At 68.0% G+C, this 16585-nt stretch carries 23 protein-coding genes; 22 read left to right on the forward strand and 1 reads right to left on the reverse strand.

What is annotated here, in order from left to right; translation table 11 throughout:
- Positions 1-175: 175 nt before the first annotated feature.
- Complete coding sequence (locus tag ACOYYX_RS03425) at positions 176-1252, reverse strand: tartrate dehydrogenase (protein ID WP_422928533.1); 1077 nt, start codon at positions 1250-1252, stop codon at positions 176-178.
- Between the two features lie 370 nt (positions 1253-1622).
- On the opposite strand from ACOYYX_RS03425, the gene ACOYYX_RS03430 reads away from it, so the two are divergent.
- From ACOYYX_RS03430 to ACOYYX_RS03535, 22 genes are all read left to right on the forward strand, one after another.
- Positions 1623-2312: a hypothetical protein gene (locus ACOYYX_RS03430; protein ID WP_422928534.1), complete on the forward strand. Its 690-nt coding sequence runs from the start codon at positions 1623-1625 to the stop codon at positions 2310-2312.
- A 362-nt stretch (positions 2313-2674) separates the two neighbouring features.
- Entirely contained in the window at positions 2675-3085 is a 411-nt protein-coding gene (locus tag ACOYYX_RS03435; RefSeq protein ID WP_422928535.1) for a hypothetical protein, read from the forward strand.
- Positions 3086-3223: 138 nt separating this feature from the next.
- A complete protein-coding gene (locus ACOYYX_RS03440) occupies positions 3224-3577 on the forward strand; it encodes a hypothetical protein (protein WP_422928536.1) in 354 nt (117 codons plus the stop codon).
- Positions 3578-3714: 137 nt separating this feature from the next.
- On the forward strand, positions 3715-4047 hold the full coding sequence (locus ACOYYX_RS03445; protein WP_422928537.1) for a hypothetical protein: 333 nt from the start codon (positions 3715-3717) through the stop codon (positions 4045-4047).
- Positions 4047-4646: a hypothetical protein gene (locus ACOYYX_RS03450; protein WP_422928538.1), complete on the forward strand. Its 600-nt coding sequence runs from the start codon at positions 4047-4049 to the stop codon at positions 4644-4646. Before ACOYYX_RS03445 ends, ACOYYX_RS03450 begins: the two co-directional genes overlap by 1 nt.
- Positions 4643-5536, forward strand: a complete 894-nt coding sequence (locus tag ACOYYX_RS03455) for a hypothetical protein (RefSeq protein WP_422928539.1) — start codon at positions 4643-4645, stop codon at positions 5534-5536. The genes ACOYYX_RS03450 and ACOYYX_RS03455 overlap by 4 nt, the downstream gene beginning before the upstream one ends.
- A gap of 9 nt (positions 5537-5545) precedes the next feature.
- Positions 5546-5962 (forward strand): hypothetical protein, encoded by a 417-nt coding sequence (locus tag ACOYYX_RS03460; RefSeq protein WP_422928540.1) that lies wholly within the window; start codon positions 5546-5548, stop codon positions 5960-5962.
- Between the two features lie 7 nt (positions 5963-5969).
- Entirely contained in the window at positions 5970-6101 is a 132-nt protein-coding gene (locus ACOYYX_RS03465) for a hypothetical protein (protein ID WP_422928541.1), read from the forward strand.
- The gene (locus ACOYYX_RS03470) at positions 6098-6454 is read left to right on the forward strand and encodes a hypothetical protein (RefSeq protein WP_422928542.1); all 357 of its coding nucleotides are present in this window, start codon (positions 6098-6100) and stop codon (positions 6452-6454) included. The genes ACOYYX_RS03465 and ACOYYX_RS03470 overlap by 4 nt, the downstream gene beginning before the upstream one ends.
- Positions 6455-6575: 121 nt before the next feature.
- The gene (locus ACOYYX_RS03475; protein ID WP_422928543.1) at positions 6576-6782 is read left to right on the forward strand and encodes a hypothetical protein; all 207 of its coding nucleotides are present in this window, start codon (positions 6576-6578) and stop codon (positions 6780-6782) included.
- Positions 6779-7072: a hypothetical protein gene (locus ACOYYX_RS03480; RefSeq protein WP_422928544.1), complete on the forward strand. Its 294-nt coding sequence runs from the start codon at positions 6779-6781 to the stop codon at positions 7070-7072. Before ACOYYX_RS03475 ends, ACOYYX_RS03480 begins: the two co-directional genes overlap by 4 nt.
- A gap of 45 nt (positions 7073-7117) precedes the next feature.
- The gene (locus ACOYYX_RS03485) at positions 7118-7528 is read left to right on the forward strand and encodes a hypothetical protein (protein WP_422928545.1); all 411 of its coding nucleotides are present in this window, start codon (positions 7118-7120) and stop codon (positions 7526-7528) included.
- A complete protein-coding gene (locus ACOYYX_RS03490; RefSeq protein WP_422928546.1) occupies positions 7525-8943 on the forward strand; it encodes a phage terminase large subunit in 1419 nt (472 codons plus the stop codon). The genes ACOYYX_RS03485 and ACOYYX_RS03490 overlap by 4 nt, the downstream gene beginning before the upstream one ends.
- A gap of 3 nt (positions 8944-8946) precedes the next feature.
- The gene (locus ACOYYX_RS03495; protein WP_422928547.1) at positions 8947-11067 is read left to right on the forward strand and encodes a phage portal protein; all 2121 of its coding nucleotides are present in this window, start codon (positions 8947-8949) and stop codon (positions 11065-11067) included.
- Positions 11064-11312, forward strand: coding sequence for a hypothetical protein (locus tag ACOYYX_RS03500; RefSeq protein ID WP_422928548.1), 249 nt, complete (start codon positions 11064-11066; stop codon positions 11310-11312). Before ACOYYX_RS03495 ends, ACOYYX_RS03500 begins: the two co-directional genes overlap by 4 nt.
- Positions 11309-11941, forward strand: a complete 633-nt coding sequence (locus ACOYYX_RS03505; protein WP_422928549.1) for a hypothetical protein — start codon at positions 11309-11311, stop codon at positions 11939-11941. The genes ACOYYX_RS03500 and ACOYYX_RS03505 overlap by 4 nt, the downstream gene beginning before the upstream one ends.
- Positions 11942-11948: 7 nt before the next feature.
- Positions 11949-12257 carry a hypothetical protein gene (locus ACOYYX_RS03510; protein ID WP_422928550.1) on the forward strand — a complete coding sequence of 103 codons (309 nt, stop codon included), beginning with the start codon at positions 11949-11951 and terminating at the stop codon, positions 12255-12257.
- Between the two features lie 68 nt (positions 12258-12325).
- Entirely contained in the window at positions 12326-13168 is an 843-nt protein-coding gene (locus ACOYYX_RS03515; protein ID WP_422928551.1) for an HK97 family phage prohead protease, read from the forward strand.
- A 102-nt stretch (positions 13169-13270) separates the two neighbouring features.
- Positions 13271-14539, forward strand: a complete 1269-nt coding sequence (locus ACOYYX_RS03520; protein WP_422928552.1) for a phage major capsid protein — start codon at positions 13271-13273, stop codon at positions 14537-14539.
- A gap of 109 nt (positions 14540-14648) precedes the next feature.
- On the forward strand, positions 14649-15239 hold the full coding sequence (locus ACOYYX_RS03525; protein WP_422928553.1) for a hypothetical protein: 591 nt from the start codon (positions 14649-14651) through the stop codon (positions 15237-15239).
- A 13-nt stretch (positions 15240-15252) separates the two neighbouring features.
- Complete coding sequence (locus ACOYYX_RS03530; protein WP_422928554.1) at positions 15253-16200, forward strand: hypothetical protein; 948 nt, start codon at positions 15253-15255, stop codon at positions 16198-16200.
- Positions 16197-16535, forward strand: coding sequence for a hypothetical protein (locus ACOYYX_RS03535; protein WP_422928555.1), 339 nt, complete (start codon positions 16197-16199; stop codon positions 16533-16535). The genes ACOYYX_RS03530 and ACOYYX_RS03535 overlap by 4 nt, the downstream gene beginning before the upstream one ends.
- Positions 16536-16585: the final 50 nt, after the last annotated feature.

A 16585-nucleotide genomic window follows, 5' to 3' on the forward strand; every position in this document is an offset into this window, starting at 1 on the left:
ACGGAGAGGGACGCCGCCGCCGGGCGGGGCGGATCGTTGGCAGGAACCCATGATGCGAGGACGGTCGGCGAAATGGAAGGGGATGGGCCGGCTTTCTTCCTCCGGGAATGCCCCTGCATCAGAATCGTCGCTCTTTCATTCAATGAAGAAAAAACGACATATGTTTTTATTGAAATCAAGTTATTTCGATTGCCTGGCAGAGTGCGTCGGTCATGGCCGTCGTGGAATCCTGGCCGCCGAGGTCGCGGGTTCGGACCTTCTTCTCCCGGAGGACGGACTCGATGGCGTTCATGAGCTTGCCGGCCAACTCCGCCTCGCCGATGAAGTCGAGCATGAGCTGGGCGGACCAGACCGTGGCGATCGGGTTGGCCTGGTCCTTGCCGACGAGGTCGAAGGCGGAGCCGTGGATCGCCTGGAAGAGGCTCGGGTACTTGCGCTCGGGGTTGATGTTCGCGCTGGGGGCGAGGCCCATGCTGCCGGTGAGGGCCGCTCCCAGGTCGGTGAGGATGTCTCCGAAGAGGTTCGAGGCGACCATGACGTCGACCGTGCCGGGGTGAGTCACCATCCTGGCCGTCATGGAGTCGACGAGTTGCTTGTCGGTGGCGACGTCGGGGTATTCGGCCGAAACCTGCTGGAAGACGTCGTCCCAGAAGACCATGTTGTGCTGCATGCTGTTCGACTTCGTGACGCTCGTCAGGCGCTTCCGACCATGCTTGCGGGTCCACTCGAACGCGAACCTCATCAGCTTCTGGGTGATACTGCGGGTGAAGACGATCGTCTGGATCGCGACCTCGTCGGTCTTGCCGGAATGGACGCGACCGCCGATGCCCGAGTATTCCCCCTCGGAGTTCTCGCGGACGCAGACCATGTCCAGGCTTCGACAATCCTGGTCGCGGAGCGGCGAGGTCACGCCTTCGAGCAGCCGCATCGGCCGCAGGTTGATGTACTGTTCGAAGCCCTGGCGGATCGGCAGCAGGAGGCCCCAGAGGGTGATGTGGTCGGGGATCTTGTCGCTGCCGACCGGCCCCAGCAGGATCGCGTCGAAGCCGCCGCGCTCGAGTTGCTGCAGGGCGTCCCTGGGCATCATCGTGCCCGTCTTGAAGTAGTAGTTCGACCCCCAGTCGAACTCGCGGAAGTCGAACCGGATCCCGCCGTGCTCCTGCGCGAGCTTCGAGAGGACCTTGCGGCTGGAGGCGAGCACCTCCGGGCCGATGCCGTCCGCCGGGATGATGGCGAGGTTGTACGTCTTCATGGAATATGCCCTCGGCCCGAGCCGTTCCGATCCCACGTCCGCGACCCCTTCACGCTCGGTCTCAGTCTGTCCGCCGGAGGCCCCACGATCAAGACCGGGCCCTTTTTCGACCCCTCGGCGTCTTGACACGCTTTGACACGAAGTCCGTCGCCCGAGCCCGCCGTTTCACGTCAGGGGGAGGGGCCCGCGACCCCGCGAAAACCGGCCGTCTCGTCGCCCGGGGCTCGCGTAGCAAAGATTAACAATCAAATTCGCGGCCATCGGTCGCCGCTGGACTGGCTCCTACGTTATTCAAGGTGGGGACCGACCGCCGTCCCCTCCACATCTCTCTCGGCATATCGCCTCAAACGTCCTGGACAGGGAGGCCGCGGTGCTTCAGATTCGCCCATTCGTCTGGTCACTTCCCCTCTTCGTGGTCATGTCGATCCCGCTCCTCGCGGCCGATTCGCCGGCCATCGGCGTCCTGAAGGACAAGGGGCTCACGAGGTCGGGTCGATTCTTGGTGATCGAGGCCGAGCAACCGGTCCTCGACAAGTGGAAGGAGGCCAAGATCCTCGTCACCGAGTACATGGCCAGCGTGGAACGGAAGAACGAGGCCGAGGCCGCCTCGCAAGAGGCCGCGCAGCTCGACGAACATCGCTCCGAGCTGCAAAGGCAGTTGGAAGAGCTGAATCAACACATCAACGAACAAGGGTTTCAGCAGGGCAACAACCAGTTCCGTGGCGGCCAGGGGGGCGGGTTCGGGCAAGGAGCCAATGGATTCGGCCAGGGTGCCAACGGATTCGGGCAGGGGGGCATGTCCCAGCAACTGATCGCGCAGAGGAACATGCTGCGGATGGAACTGGCCGAGGTTCAATCGACGCTCAAGGAGGTCAAGTCGCAGGCCGTGAAGGACCCCGAACGCAAGGCGATGCAGGAAGAGACGAAGAAGCGGCTCGAGGGGTGCAAGGCGACCCTATCCCAGATGCGGAAGGCGGTCGACGAGGTCACGGCGCAGTACGACGCCCTGAAGGCCAACACTAAGGTCGAACGAATATTCGCATGGCTTAGTGTTTTGTAAGTCGTTTGTTTTCAAGGGTTTGCGGATTGCATCTCTCGGTTGGTACGCCAGAGAATACCAAGAAATACCTCTGAAAACAACCTGTAGAACGACACGTAGAACGCCATGCTTCGGTGTTTTCTTATTGGTTGTTCCGCCTCCAGAGCAGGTCTCGCACACGCGAGGACGTCCCCATCTCCGGGCCTACTGGCTCCCATGGAGTAGTTTCGACCTATTTCAGTGATTGGATGCACGTTAGAATAAACGGGCTAAACACTTGCGGCGACTGACAGCCCGATAACTTTAGTGCCTCCCTCATGGTAGCAAGGGCGATGTCCGCTCGGGCTGGCTGATCGCCGTGAGGGCGACCGATGATAGCGACGATGACGCCACCGACTCCCGGTCGGAAGCGAAAGCCGACCGCCAAGGAACTCCGGGCCGTCGAGGCCAAGGGCCGCGAGGATCGCCGCGCCGCGATCGTCGAGCTCTACCAGGACGGCAAGTCGCAGGTCTTCATCGCCAGCCTCACCGGGCTCACCCTCAGCCGCGTCGGGCAGATCCTCCGCAAGGCCGGCGTCCTCTCCGATTCCCAAACCGACCCCGATAAACTCCTCACGCCCGCCGAGCTCCGCCAGTGCCGCCGCGAGAACTCGAGGCACAATGGTGCCCTGGAGTGGCTCGCCGGCCAGCGCACCGACCGGCGGCACAACGGCCAGCCGATGGCCCGCGAGCGGACGAACGAAGACTCGCTGCTCGAGGACCCCTGGGACCTCGGCGACGAGCCCCTGAACTGAACCACCTCGGCCCCGGGCCAGAGGCGTCGTCACGGCGCCGAACCGGCGGCCATCCCACACCGCCTGCACGTCTACAAGACCACCATCCGACACAGCATCGGGGACGCGAACGGTCGGCGGCAGGCAGGACTCATCCCCATGGCCCACGAAATCCTCAAGTGTTCGTGCGGGAAGGTCATCGCCCAGTGCAGATGCTTCTTCGGACCTCACCCAGTTCGCGTCGTGCCCAACGGATGCGATGACTGCAAGCGGTCCCTTCCTTCCAAGTCGCCGGCCATCGATTTCATCAGCTTCGAGGACGACCAGGCCGAGGCCAGGATGGTCGTCTACGAGATCAACTCGATCCTCAAGGACCTGGCCATCCACCGCGACGACCCCGGCAAGGTCATCCCCCTCATGTCCAGGCGGGACGAACTCCTCGACCGACACCGCGAGGTCCGACTGAGGCAACTCGCATGGGACTCCCGCTTCCTCGAGTGCGCCAGCTCCTGACATCCCTCGTCGATCACGTGATCCGCAGGCACGACCCCCTCGTCCACATCCTCCTGATCGCGACCCTGATCTACCTCGTCAATCTCTTCCTCCCGCCCGAGTGACCTCTCCCAATCCCGCCGCCGAGGCCCACCTTCATGCCAGCGAGTAACGACGAGATCAAGGCGGCCATGTCCGCGCTCCGCGATGCCGAGAAGGCGGACGCAGACGCCACCGCCGCGAAGAAGGCGTCCGAGACTCGGATCGCCGCCATCAAGGGCCAATACGAGATCGAGAAGAAGGCGTACGTGGACGCCGATTCCGCCACCAAGGCGACCGCCGCCAAGGTGACCGACGCCCAGAACGCGGTCGCCAAGCTCCTGGATCCGGGCGTCCCCTGGACCGAGGCCGGCTCGACCATCTTCATGGTCGACCCCGAAGGCACGCTGAAGGAACTGACCCTCAACTACCTCGAGGCGAGGACCGCTTAATGCCCGTCGAGAGGTCGCTCTTCAAGCCCAAGCCGGCGACGCCGGCCGATGCGGCCCCGGTGCAACCGGCTCCGGCTGTCGTCGCCCCGACACCGACGCCGACCCCTGCAGCGGTCGTGACGCCGGTCGCCCCGACTCCGACCCCGACACCTGCCCCGGTGCCCACGGGCACCGCTTCGGGCTCGTTCGCGTCCAAGCACCCCTATCTACTGGCCATCCTCGTCGGCTCCGTCATCGCGATCGGCTTCGCGATCAGGAACTCCCGCGACTCCGCCCCGACGCCCACGCCAACCCCGACACCGGTCGATGCCGGCGGCTTCAAGGCGGGCCGGGACTTCGTCCCGATCCTCGGCGAGTCGCTGGCCCAGGGCTTCGACGCCCTGGCCGACAAGATCGACTCGGGCGCCAAGGTCGAGGACGCCGACGCCGCGCTCAAGCGGGCGTTCGATGCCGCCCGCGCCAAGGCGTTCGCCGACAAGGCCTCGCCCGGCTTCGCCGCCATCGTCCCCTCGGGCACCGAGCCCAAGGACGACGCCGCACGCAAGGCTTACTCCGCCTACTCCCGCGACTTCGCCAAGGGCCTGAGGGGGGCCAGATGAGCACCGTCAACCCGCAGTTCGCCCTCGGCTGGGACCACGTCCGCGCCCCGCTCGCCCGCCAGGCGATGCTGGACACGCGGCGCTTCGCCACGGTCATCCAGGGCGAGAAGTACCCCGACGCCATCTCGCTCACGCAGCACCGATTCCGCCAGCTCGAGCAGGGCCAGGCGGGGACCTGCTGGGTCCACGGGCCGACGTTCCTGGCCGAGACCTCGATGGTCGCCAAGGGCTACGAGGCCTTCGCGACCTGCCGGCGGCTCACGGCCTGGATGGGCAAGCAGCTCGAGGGCGGCGGCAACCCGACCAACGGCGGCTCGCCGACCGACGCCATCATGGCGATGACCCGGGAGAAGGGCGCGGGCATCGCCCACGAGAGCCTGCTCCCCTACTCCGACAACTCGGGGGCCCTCGGCACGAAGCCGCCCCAGGCCGTCTTCGACGACGCGAAGGCCGCCCACATCTCCGTGCCCGTCGACGTCCGCTCGGACGACGACTCCCGCACGCTGATCGCCGGCAACACGCCGGTCGGCAACGGCATCTGGTGGCCCTACGGCTGGGACAGCCAGCAGACGTTCATGACCACGATCGGGCAGGGCACCTACGGCCACGCCCTGACCGAGGTCGGCTACGTCATGCCCGGCGTCTGGGACCAGTACGACTGGTGGCAGCTCGAGAACTGGCACGGCCTGCTCTACCCGCCGCTCCCCGCCGACAAGGCCGCCAAGGTCCCCGGCTACAAGCCCGTCTCCGCGACGAAGACCTCCGACTTCTGGGTCCGGGGCGACGTCTATCGGACCGTCCAGGGCTACGGCTACTTCGAGCGCGTCTCGGCCACCGACCTCGACGGGATCGGCAAGCTCGTCAAGTGGTCCTACGACAACTTCATCTGATCGGGAACCATGCTCACATCCCTCAAGTGGATCGTCGGCGCCTTCGTGTTCGGCACCCTGATCGGGGTCGCCGGCTCCTCGCTGTTCATCGTCGTGACGTTCGCGAAGTCGCACGACGTCGTGAAGCCGAAGGTCACCGACATCTCGAAGCAGTTGGCCTCCGCGATCGCCCCGGTCATCGCCTCGACGGTGACCTCCCGCAAGGAAGACATCATCGCCTCGGCCGGGGGCCTGCCCGCGAGGGCGGCAGTCCGGCTGGGCTTCCCGATCGGGATCCGCGAGATCCCGCCGCTGACGCAGGTCGGCTGCGACGCGCTGCTCGACCGGCTCGGCGACATGCCGCTGCCGCAGATCGCCTCCGCCCTGGCCTCGCACCAGAGGGCCAAGGGCCACGCCGTGAACCCCACCTTCAACCTCGCCAAGTGAGGCCGTCATGCCCATCGACGACACGACGGCCGCGTCCCTGATCATCGTCGCGGCCATCTTCGGGATCATCCTGCTCGCCCGGGGCATCGTCTGGCTCGGCGACCGGGCCTCGAACTGGGACGGAGACATCGACCGATGAAAGACTTCCTCGCCAAGCTCAACGCCTTCCTGGCCTTCGCGTGGCCCTACGTCGTCATGCTCGCGGAGTGGCTGATCGCCAAGGCGAAGGCCGCCTTCTCCGCGTTCCTGGGGTGGCTCGGCCCGGTGGCCGACAGCGTCAAGGGCAAGCTCAACTCGGACGAGGTCCGCCGGGCGCTGATCAAGGGCGGCACCAGCGGCGGGGCCTTCTCGCTCTGGAATATGTTCAACAACCCCGACGTCATCGACGTTCTGCTGATCCCGGCCGGCATCGTCTTCTTCGTGGCCGTCCTCGACGGCGCCCGCCGCCGCAACCACGGCGATTGCTCGGACCCCGACTGCCCCCATGCCTGACCCCTGCGGCCTGGCCCTGATCTTCCTCCTGATCGCCTTCGAGTGCCTCGCCGGAGACCCGCCGAGGCCGCCCTCATTTCGATGACGAATCGCGGGCGACGCCGCCCGGAGAATGCCCGCCATGCACCTCGACCTGGACCACTACCTCAAGCACTTCGGCTACCCCATCGGACTCAGCCTCATGGGTTCCTCGATCGGGGCGTGGCTGGCGGACCACGCCATGGGCATCCTCTCGCCCATCGTCCTGATCTTCTCCGCAGTCCTCCAATACCTCACCTACCGCCTCAAGAAGCGGGAGACCGAGGCCAAGCTCGGAGCGAGCAAGTGAAGCACGACAAGCCGCGATTCAACTTCCCCGGCCGGGGCGAGCACCACGAGGGTTACGCCTTCGACCTGCCCGACGGCAGGCGGTGCGAGGTCCCCGCCGAGACCATCCAACCCGACCGCTACGTCAACCGGGCCATGTCGCATGACGAGGCCCTCGACGTGTGCATCGCCTTCGGGCTCGAGATGGGCATGCCGATCACGCCGACCAAGAACGGCATCGGCTACGACGTGACGGTCCCGGCCGAGTACCTCAAGGACCTGCTCGAGTCGGGCGGCCAGCTGCCCCTCTGAGCGATTCACACCACTGAAAAAACTGATTTCTACACGGTTTGAACGATGGGCCAGAACGGCGGAGCCAGACCGGGAGCGGGGCGGAAGGCCAAGGCGGAGAAGTTCGCCGGGCCGATCGCGGCCGCGGAGGAGCGGATAGCCGATCGGCTGCCCGAGCTGATCGACAACATGATGAGGCTGGCCAGCGGCGTCATGGTCTACAGGCCCCGCAAGGGCAAGGAGAAGATCGACGACCCCGACCAGCTCGACGAGTCCGACACCGCCGACTTCTACATGACCCCGCCCGACTTCAAGGCCAACGAGTACCTGCTCAACCGCATCCTCGGCAAGCCGACCGAGGCCATCGAGATCAGCGGCCCCGACGGCGGGGGCGTCCCGCTCACCGTCGCGTTCGAGAGCGCCGTGGCCAAGATCTACGGCGACCCCAAGCCGCCCGCCGAGGAGTCCCCCGAGTGATCCGACTGGCCCTCGCCCTGATCGCCCTCATGACCCCGACCGAACGATACGTCCAGGCGGCCTTCTCGGCCGGTTGCCCCCGCGACCAGGTCGAGAACTTCGTGCGCGCGGGCATCGTCCTCCAGCGCCAGCAGCTCGCCGCCAGCGCGGCGGCCCGGCTCTGCGACCGCGAGGGCGGCCCGACCAAGATCGGCTACGGCGGGGCCCGCGGCGGCGGCAAGAGCCACTGGGGGATCGCCCAGGTCATCTGCGACGACTGCGTCCGGTTCCCGGGCCTGAAGTTCCTCTACCTCCGCAAGGTCGGCAAGGCGGGCAAGGAGGCGGTGCAGGACCTCCGCCGCGAGGTGCTCCACGGCACCCCGCACGAGTACAAGTCGCAGGACGGCATCATCCTCCTGCCCAACGGATCACGCGTCGTCCTGGGGCACTTCCAGAACGACCGGGACATCGACAGCTACCTCGGGCTCCAGTACGACGGGGCCCTGGTCGAGGAGGCGACCCAGCTCACTTCGCGGAAGATCAAGGACATCGGGACCTGCGTCCGCTCGGCCAAGCCGGGCTGGCGGCCCCGGATGTACTTCACGACCAACCCCGGCAACATCGGGCACGCCTGGTTCAAGGCGTTGTTCATCGACCCGATGCGGCGGGGCACCGAGGCCGCCACGCGGTTCGTCCAGGCCACCGTCCGCGACAACGCGTTCGTCAACGCCGACTATCGCCAGGAACTCGAGGGCCTGACCGGCTGGCAGCGTCGGGCCTGGCTCGACGGGGACTGGGACATCGCCGCGGGGCAGTACTTCACGACCTTCCAGCGTATCGTCCACGGGATCCCGGCCATCCCGCAGGTGCCGGAGGGATGGCGGACATGGTCCTCCCTCGACTACGGCTTTGTTCACTACACGGCGAGCTACCTCTTCGCCCAGTCGGGCGACGGCGACGTCTATGCCGTTGGCGAGCACGCCGAGCGGGGCTGGCTGGTCGAGCGGAACGCCAACGCCATGAAGGCGATGTTCGGCCGCTTCGGGGTCCCCGTGCACCGGCTCGAGAAGATCGTGGCCGGGACCGACGTCTTCGCCAAGAAGCAGAACGGCGGCACGATCGCCGACGACTACAAGTCCCACGGACTGACGCTATCCACGGCCAACATCGACCGCATCAACGGGGCGGCCGAGATCCTCCGCCGCCTCGGCGACGTCGAGGCCAAGCCGGATCCCATCCGCCCCACGCTGTTCATCACCGAGAATTGCCCCCGCCTCCTCGATTGCATCCCATCGCTCCAGCACGACGATTCCCGGCCCGAGGACGTGCTCAAGGTCGACTGCGACGCCGACGGCCTCGGGGGCGACGACTTCTACGACGCCTTCCGCTACGGCGTGATGGTCGCCGCCAACTCCCGCAAGTGGAAGATCTCCTGACCCATGCCCGCCCCCATCGCCACCTCCAGGACGTTCGCCAACCGGCTGGCCGACCTCGGGCGCAAGGCCGCCGCGATGGTCTTCCCGGCCTTCGGCGGCGGCGCGTACGGCACCGGGGGATCGCCGTCGTGGGGCGGCGGCAGCTCGTGGTACTCCTACTACCTGCCCGGCGCCACCAGGGACTACGCGGCCGAGGCCGGCGACCTCTGGCGGAACTCGGCCGTCTCGGCGTGCCTCGGCTGGCTGACGGACAACTTCTCCGAGCCGGCCCTGGAGGTCGTCGCGACCAGGCGGAACGGGGTCAAGGAGCCGGTGCCGAACCACCCCTTCACGAAGCGGATGTGCGAGCCCAATCCGGACTACGACGCCGACGCGTTGTGGGCGGCCACCGTCCTCAGCTTCGCCTGCTCGGGCGACGGCTACTGGATCAAGTGCCGGGCCCAGACCGGTGTCAAGGAGCTCTACTGGGCGCCCTACTGGGAGATCGAGCCCAGGTGGGCGGCCGACGGCCGCTCGTTCATCGACTACTACGACCACGTCGTCGACGGCAAGCGCTACCGCCTCGAGCGCGGGGACGTCGTCCACTTCCGCCGCGGCCTGAACCCGACCAACGTCCGCACCGGCCTGCCGATGCTGGAGCCGGTGCTGCGCGAGGTCGTCAGCGACAACGCCGCGAACACCTACGTCGCGGCCATCCTCAAGAACATGGGCATCCCCGGCGTGGTCATCATGCCGGAGTCGGACGACGTCACGCTCGAGGACCCCGACCGGGCCATGATCCAGTCGACGTGGGTCGAGAGGTCGTCGGCGGACAACGTCGGCAAGCCGATCGTCAGCAGCGTGAAGATGAAGGTCCAGGAGCTGACGCTCAGCCCCGAGAAGCTGACGCTGGACAGGATCCGCAAGATCCCCGAGGCCCGCATCTGCGCCGCCTTCCGCCTGCCGGCGATGGTCGTCGGGCTCTCGGTCGGCGAGGAGCAGAAGACCTACGCGAATCTCGAGCAGGCCGAGCGGATGGCCTACCGCAACTGCCTCATCCCCCTGCAGAAGAACTTCGCCAAGGCGCTCACCCGCCAGCTCCTGCCCGACCTGGGCGGGGTGAAGGACCGGGAGTGCGTCCGCTGGAACTACTCCGAGGTCGAGGCCATGAACGAGGAGCGTGACGTGGTCGCCAACCGATCCGTCACCCTCTACGCCGGCGGCATCGCCTCGCAGGAGGAGGCCCGGTCGATGAACGGCCTCGGCCCGGCCAAGGCCGGCGACATGTTCGTGAAGTCCACTCGGCCGGGCGACAGGCCGATCGAGGATCCCGACGACGAGGACGAAGACCAGGGCGACGAGCCCGCGAAGGGCAAGGGCAAAGGCAAGGCCAAGAAGGGCAAGGACGAGGCGGATTCGAAGTCGCTGTTCGGCCCGCTCGAGGGCAAGGCCGTCGTCCGCCTCGAGGATCCCGACGAGGCCGACGCCCGCAAGATGCTGGCCGTCGCGGCGAAGAAGGCCGGGGTCACGCTCGGCGACGGGCCGCTCCCCGAGGCCGACGGCCTCAAGGTGGTCGAGGCCCTGATCGACCTCGCCCGCTACAAGCTCGAGGCCGACGCCCTCGCGCTGATGGAGGCGATCACCCCCGAGCCGAAGGGCCTGCTCTCCGACGCCTTCTCCACGATCAAGGAGTGGAAGGACGCCACCTCGAAGTTCCTCCGCAAGACGCTGCTGGCCGGGGCCATCGCGATGGCCGAGCCGCTCGGCGCCCCCGAGATCGCCGCCGTCAACGTCGCCCACCAGGCCGAGGACCATCGGCTCGAGAACTTCGCCGCCAACATCATCGACGGCACCCAGAAGCCCGACGGCTCGCTCGTCGCCCGCGCCGGGAACTACGGAGGATCCGCCTGGGCCGCGTCGCAGTCGGCCAGGCAGGCCAAGATGATCCGCACCGGCAAGCTCTGGGAGCGGTCGATCCTCGAGGAGGGCGGCGCCCATTGCCGGCAGTGCCTCGACGAGGACGCGAAGGGGTGGCGGCCGATCGGCACGCTGATCCCGATCGGGCAGCGGACGTGCAAGGGCGGATGCCGCTGCCGCTTCGAATTCGCCCTCGACGACCCGAGCCAACCCGGAGCCACGCCATGACCACCTGCCGGACCTGCACCTTCCACGGCGAGGCCTCCGCGTCCGCCCCCGGCTATGCCGAGTGCCGACGCATGCCGCCGACCCACGCCCGGATGGTCGGGGCGGGTCTCGCCCTCGCCTACGGCCTGACCGCCGACGACCTCCCCGCCTGCGGCGAGTACAAGGCCGGGGCAGGGGACCCGGCCGAGGCCCTCGAGGCCAAGGCCCCCGCCCCCCAATCCAACCGCCGAGACCGACGACGATGACCGACCCTTCGACTTCAGAGGCTCCTTCCTTGCCCATCCCGCTCGCCGGCATCATCGCCGAGCTCCGCCGGCTCATCGAACGGCCGGACTCGTCCCTCTATCCGGGCTACGGCAAGCCCAGGGTCGATTACATCTCCGTCCGGAATCTGGCCGAGGTCGTCGACCGGCTCGAGGCGAGTGCCAGGGCCCTCGAAGTCGCGAATCACACTTACGAGGTCGTGATCAGGTCGAAGATATCCCGCATCGCCAGGGGCGCTCAACTCTGCAGTCGCCTGAATGCCGACCTGGAAGAGGCGTGGGGGAAGCTTCGCGTCGCGAGGCATGAGTTCAAGGAACTCGAGCATTCCCGGGGCTGGTGGGTCGAATTGGCGGAATGGGCCGCCGCCCAGTATGCGTTGCTCAAGGCCGATGTCGACCGCCTCAATCTCGAGCTTATGCATTCTCGCAAGGTCGCCGAATGGCGGGGCGACTGCCTTGAGTCCTACGCCGCCGCGATCAACGACCAGGCCCTCAAGATCCACGAACTCGAGGAACGGGTCGAGGACCTGCAGCTCCACCCCGATCGTGCCTCCGCCGCCCCTCGCAAGCCGACTCTGATCCAGCGCATCCGCAAGCTCCTCCACCCCTGAGCAACCCATGATCATCCACGCCCCGCAAAGGCCCGATCCGATCCGATTCCGCGTGCCCTGGGGCGACCGAATCCGGGTCATCCGGGACCTCGCCGCGAATCCTCCCGAGCATCCTTTCGTGAAGGGGTGGTTCTGCAGCTTCGCGGGCTTGAAGCGTTGCCCGGATCACGAGCACTGCGCCGTCATCGAAGTTGCATACGACTCGCTGTCCTATGTCATCGAACGCGACGAGCGCGACGAACCAGAGGTCGTGACCCCCGAGATTGCCGCCAGGCCCACCACGCTCCAACGCCTCCGCCGCCTCTTCCACGCCTGATCACATCCCGCCCCGACCCACATCTCCCATCCCACCCGGCGCCCGCCCGCCGCATCGGATCCACCCCCATGCCCAAGCTCGAGACCAAGTCGTTCGCCTTCGAAGTCAAGACCGCCAGCGATGACGGGTCCGAGTTCTCCGGGCTCGGCGCCGCCTTCAACAACATCGACGGCGGCTGGGACATCATCCACCCCAACGCCTACGACAAGCACCTCGACGCCTTCAAGTCGAACGGCGTCATCCGCGACGAGCACCAGGTCACGACCGGCAAGGTCACCGACGCCTCGATCGACCCGAAGCAGGGTCTCGTCATCACGGGCAAGATCAGCGACACGGTCGCCGGCAAGGACCAGCGCACGCTCCTGAAGGACGGCGTGGTCAAGCGGCTCTCCGTGGGCCACTTCGTGGTCCGCCGCGAGTGGCTGGATTCGCCCGAGGAGGTCAAGGCCTTCTGGGACGGCGTCGGTTACCGGCCCACCGAGCAGGACCTCGTCCGCTCGGGCAACGGGGCCCGCCTCATCACCGAGGCCCGGCCCGTCGAGGTCAGCACGACCTTCTGCCCCATGAACGACAAGTGCGAGATCACCGGCGTCAAGAATGCCAGCGGCCAGCCTGCCGGCCGCACCTTCGACGCCCACTCCTACGACACGCTTGCGGTGCTGGAGGAGTTCCTGGAACGTGCCGACAGGCTCATGACCAAGCGGGCCGCCGACGGGCGATCGCTCGGGAAGAAGCACGCCGCCGCGTTCACCCGCCTTCGCGACCGATTGGCCAGCCTGCTTGAGGCGATCGCCGACCCGGCCACGAAAGGCACCACGCCGTCCACCGAAGGGCCCTCGCCCGAGGAGGCCAAGTCCCTCTACGCCGCCTTCCTGGCGATCACGGCCCGCGACCACGGCGTGAACGTCTGACCGATCGGCCCCGGAGATCGCGCCGGACCCGCCGACCTCCCACCCCACTTCGCAGCCGGTGCCCATGGGCACCGCTCCGACAACAAGCAGGATCACATCCCCATGCCCACCGCACTGGAAACGATGGCGGGCCAGCTCCAGCAGAAGCGCCAGGAGCTGTCCGACATCTTCGAGAAGAGCAAGCAGGCCGACGGCACCTACGACCTCGACGCCGCCGGCGTGGACGACGTCCGCAAGCGCAACGCCGAGCTCGACGACCTCGGCAAGAAGTACGCCCAGGCCCGCGACCTCTGCGAGCTCGAGTCCAAGAACCGCGCCGAGGCCGACCGGCTCGACGAGGTGACGCACCCCAGCCGCCACGGCCACGGCCGCGTCCAGGACGACGGCCGCAAGGAGCCGCCCGCCCGCAAGTCGCTCGGCCAGCTCGTGGTTGAGTCCCGTCCCGCCCAGGCGGCCCTCGCCGACATCAAGTCCGGCGGCCAGTTCCGGCCGTACCGGGTCGACCTCCCCGACTTCGACCTCCACGTCAAGGCGACCATGGCCGAGACCGGCGCCGGCTACGCCCCGCCGAACTACCGGACCAACATCGTCGTCTTCAGCCCCCAGCGCCGCCCGGTCGTCGCGGACCTGATCCCGCAGGACCCGACCGACCAGCAGGCGATCAAGTACATGGAGGAGACGACCTTCGCCAACGCCGCCGCCATGACGGCCGAGGCGGGGGGCGCCCCCGAGAGCTCGCTGGCGTACAGCGAGCGGACGGTGCTGGTCGAGTGGCTGCCCACGACCCTGCCCGTCACCGAGCAGCAGCTCGAGGACGTCCCCCAGCTCAACGGCATCATCAACAACCGGCTCTCGCTGATGATCCAGCTCAGCGAGGAGGTGCAGATCCTCTCGGGCAACGGCACGAGCCCGCAGCTCAAGGGCTTCCTGGGCGGCGGCCTGTCCGGGATCCAGACGCAGGCGCTGGGCGGCGACCCGCCCCTGGACGCCGTCCTCAAGGCGATGACGCTGGTCCGGTTCACCGGGTTCGCCGACCCGAGCGGCGTGGTCATCCACCCCAACAACTGGCAGACGATCCGCCTGCTGCGGACCTCGACCGGGGCCTACCTGATGGGCGCCCCCAGCGAGGCCGGGCCGGAGATGGTCTGGGGCATGCCCGCGGTGGTCACGCCCGCGATCTCGGCCGGGACGGCGCTGCTGGGCGACTTCCTCAAGTTCGCGCACATCAGCCGGCGTCGCGGCCTGAGGGTCGAGGTCGGGTTCGTCAACGACGACTTCAAGAAGGGCCAGAAGACCCTGCGGGCCGACGAGCGGCTCGCCCTCGAGGTCTACCGCCCCTCCGCCTTCTGCACGATCACCGGCCTCCAGTAAGGCCGCCCTCGCAGACGTCCCACGAGCCCGCGCCGGCCGACGCAGCCCGGCGCGGGCCGCCTCCCCGACCCGGCCAAGCCCCACCACCCCTCGCGAGAGCCAATCGATCATGCCCGCCCCCAGCCAGCCCAACATCGTCGGCGGCAGCGGCTCGCCCGGCGCCGCCGCCAACCTCTACCGCCGCAACCTCGGCTCGCCGGCCCTCGGCACGACCTCGGCCGTCCACGCCGCGATCGCCGACAACGGCTCGCAGCAGGTCGTCACCGCGGCGATCACGGGCCCCGACGTCCCCCGCAACGTCACCGCCACCTCGGGCGGGACGGCGGCCAACATCACCGCCGTCCAGGTCGTCGTCAACGGGACCGACTACAGGGGCAACGCGATCTCCGAGACGCTGCCCGCCTTCACCGCCGGATCCGCCACCACGGTGGTCGGCTCGAAGGCCTTCGCGACCGTCACTTCGATCGCCGTGCCGGCCAACGGCACCGGCGTCACCACGGCGATCGGCACCGGGGCCAAGCTCGGCCTCCCGGCCCGGCTCAACTCCGACACCGTCCTGAACGCCTTCCTCAACGGCGTCCGCGAGGCCACCCGCCCCACGGTCGCCTTCGACGCGACCAACGTCGGCGGCAACACCGTGACCCTGAACTCGGCGCTCAACGGCAGCCCCGTCGCCGTCGACTACTACCACCCCTTCTGACCCCGGGGCCGCCATGGGCCAGACGATCGTCACCGCCGCCGAGGCCTCGGCCAACGTCCCGGGGTTCTCGGCGCTCCCGGAGGATGCCCAGGCCGACATGGTCGGGGCGATCACCGACGTGGTCGACGGCTACTGCGGCCGGTCGCTCGCGCTGGCGCAGTTCGACGAGCTGCACGAGCCTGAGAACACCCGGACGATCCGCCTGTCGCAGTACCCCGTCTTCGACGTCCTGAGGCTCTGCACCGGGCTCGCCGCCGTCATCACCGTCCGCTGCACCGACCCCGCCGTCAGCCGGGCCACGGCCAGGCTCGCGTCCGCCGGCGACGCCGACGGCAACCGGGTCGCCACCGGCCTCACCCTGGCCTCGACCGTGGCCGGCGTGACGACCAGCACGCCCTTGCTCTTCTCGGACTGCCCCACGCTCGGCTCGCTGGCGGCGGCGATCGACGCCCTCCCCGGTTGGTCGGCCGTCGTGCCCCGGAGCACCGTACCCGGCGCCGGCGGCCGGACGTTCGCCGACTGGTCCTCGGCCGACATCAACCCGGACATGGGGGCCAAGGGGGCCATCGGCACCGGGGCCGCCTACTGGGCGTTCCCGCGCGACCTCAACGTCTACGACCTCGAGCCGAGGTCGGGGCGGATCGCCATCCACGAGGACCTCTATCCCGCCCACCGCTATCCCGACCGGATGTATCCCGCCTCGGGCCAATACGGGTCGGTGCGGTGCGTCTACCTCGCCGGCTACAACAACGACCCGACGCTCGGGCCGGTGACGATGCCGGGGGCCCTCAAGGCCGCCTGCTACACCCTGCTCAGGGCGACCCTCCAGCGGGTCGCGATCGGCCTGCTCAAGTCGGAGTCGATCAGCCAGCGCAAGGTCGAGTACGCCCAGGCGGTGCAGGGCAACCTCCCGCTCGTCGCCGACATCGTGGGCAACTTCAAGCGGTGGAGGCTCACGTGATCGCCCCGGGCTCCTCGCTCATGAACTCGACCGTGGTCGTCCACGCCGGGGCGACGACCAGGAGCGTCCGCGGCGGCGTCGGCAACGACTCCTTCGGCGACGGCGCGAGCTACCCCGCCTACGTCGAGGCGGTCACCACGACGGTCAACCGCTCCGACTCCCAGGGGGCCCCGCTCGGCCGCAAGCTCTACGACGTGTACACCCATGTCGACTTGCAGGTGAACACCGATTCCCGGATCGGCTGGGACGGCCGCAAGCTCTCGGCCCTGGGCCCCTCGCAAAACCTCTCCGGCGCCGACGTCCTCTACCGGACCGAATGCCAGGAGATCACCTGAGCCCCCCCCGCGCCCCGCCCATCCCCACATCACACCCCGCACACCGGATC

It is taken from the genome of Singulisphaera chitinilytica (genome assembly GCF_049331405.1).
Lineage (GTDB): Bacteria > Planctomycetota > Planctomycetia > Isosphaerales > Isosphaeraceae > PoT.

Bases quoted from the DNA above. Each gene is read 5' to 3' on its own strand.
- ACOYYX_RS03425 (WP_422928533.1), bottom strand. From the start codon at position 1,252: ATGAAGACGTACAACCTCGCCATCATCCCGGCGGACGGCATCGGCCCG.
- ACOYYX_RS03435 (WP_422928535.1), top strand. From the start codon at position 2,675: ATGACGCCACCGACTCCCGGTCGGAAGCGAAAGCCGACCGCCAAGGAA.
- ACOYYX_RS03440 (WP_422928536.1), top strand. From the start codon at position 3,224: ATGGCCCACGAAATCCTCAAGTGTTCGTGCGGGAAGGTCATCGCCCAG.
- ACOYYX_RS03445 (WP_422928537.1), top strand. From the start codon at position 3,715: ATGCCAGCGAGTAACGACGAGATCAAGGCGGCCATGTCCGCGCTCCGC.
- ACOYYX_RS03450 (WP_422928538.1), top strand. From the start codon at position 4,047: ATGCCCGTCGAGAGGTCGCTCTTCAAGCCCAAGCCGGCGACGCCGGCC.
- ACOYYX_RS03455 (WP_422928539.1), top strand. From the start codon at position 4,643: ATGAGCACCGTCAACCCGCAGTTCGCCCTCGGCTGGGACCACGTCCGC.
- ACOYYX_RS03460 (WP_422928540.1), top strand. From the start codon at position 5,546: ATGCTCACATCCCTCAAGTGGATCGTCGGCGCCTTCGTGTTCGGCACC.
- ACOYYX_RS03465 (WP_422928541.1), top strand. From the start codon at position 5,970: ATGCCCATCGACGACACGACGGCCGCGTCCCTGATCATCGTCGCGGCC.
- ACOYYX_RS03470 (WP_422928542.1), top strand. From the start codon at position 6,098: ATGAAAGACTTCCTCGCCAAGCTCAACGCCTTCCTGGCCTTCGCGTGG.
- ACOYYX_RS03475 (WP_422928543.1), top strand. From the start codon at position 6,576: ATGCACCTCGACCTGGACCACTACCTCAAGCACTTCGGCTACCCCATC.
- ACOYYX_RS03485 (WP_422928545.1), top strand. From the start codon at position 7,118: ATGGGCCAGAACGGCGGAGCCAGACCGGGAGCGGGGCGGAAGGCCAAG.
- ACOYYX_RS03495 (WP_422928547.1), top strand. From the start codon at position 8,947: ATGCCCGCCCCCATCGCCACCTCCAGGACGTTCGCCAACCGGCTGGCC.
- ACOYYX_RS03500 (WP_422928548.1), top strand. From the start codon at position 11,064: ATGACCACCTGCCGGACCTGCACCTTCCACGGCGAGGCCTCCGCGTCC.
- ACOYYX_RS03505 (WP_422928549.1), top strand. From the start codon at position 11,309: ATGACCGACCCTTCGACTTCAGAGGCTCCTTCCTTGCCCATCCCGCTC.
- ACOYYX_RS03510 (WP_422928550.1), top strand. From the start codon at position 11,949: ATGATCATCCACGCCCCGCAAAGGCCCGATCCGATCCGATTCCGCGTG.
- ACOYYX_RS03515 (WP_422928551.1), top strand. From the start codon at position 12,326: ATGCCCAAGCTCGAGACCAAGTCGTTCGCCTTCGAAGTCAAGACCGCC.
- ACOYYX_RS03520 (WP_422928552.1), top strand. From the start codon at position 13,271: ATGCCCACCGCACTGGAAACGATGGCGGGCCAGCTCCAGCAGAAGCGC.
- ACOYYX_RS03525 (WP_422928553.1), top strand. From the start codon at position 14,649: ATGCCCGCCCCCAGCCAGCCCAACATCGTCGGCGGCAGCGGCTCGCCC.
- ACOYYX_RS03530 (WP_422928554.1), top strand. From the start codon at position 15,253: ATGGGCCAGACGATCGTCACCGCCGCCGAGGCCTCGGCCAACGTCCCG.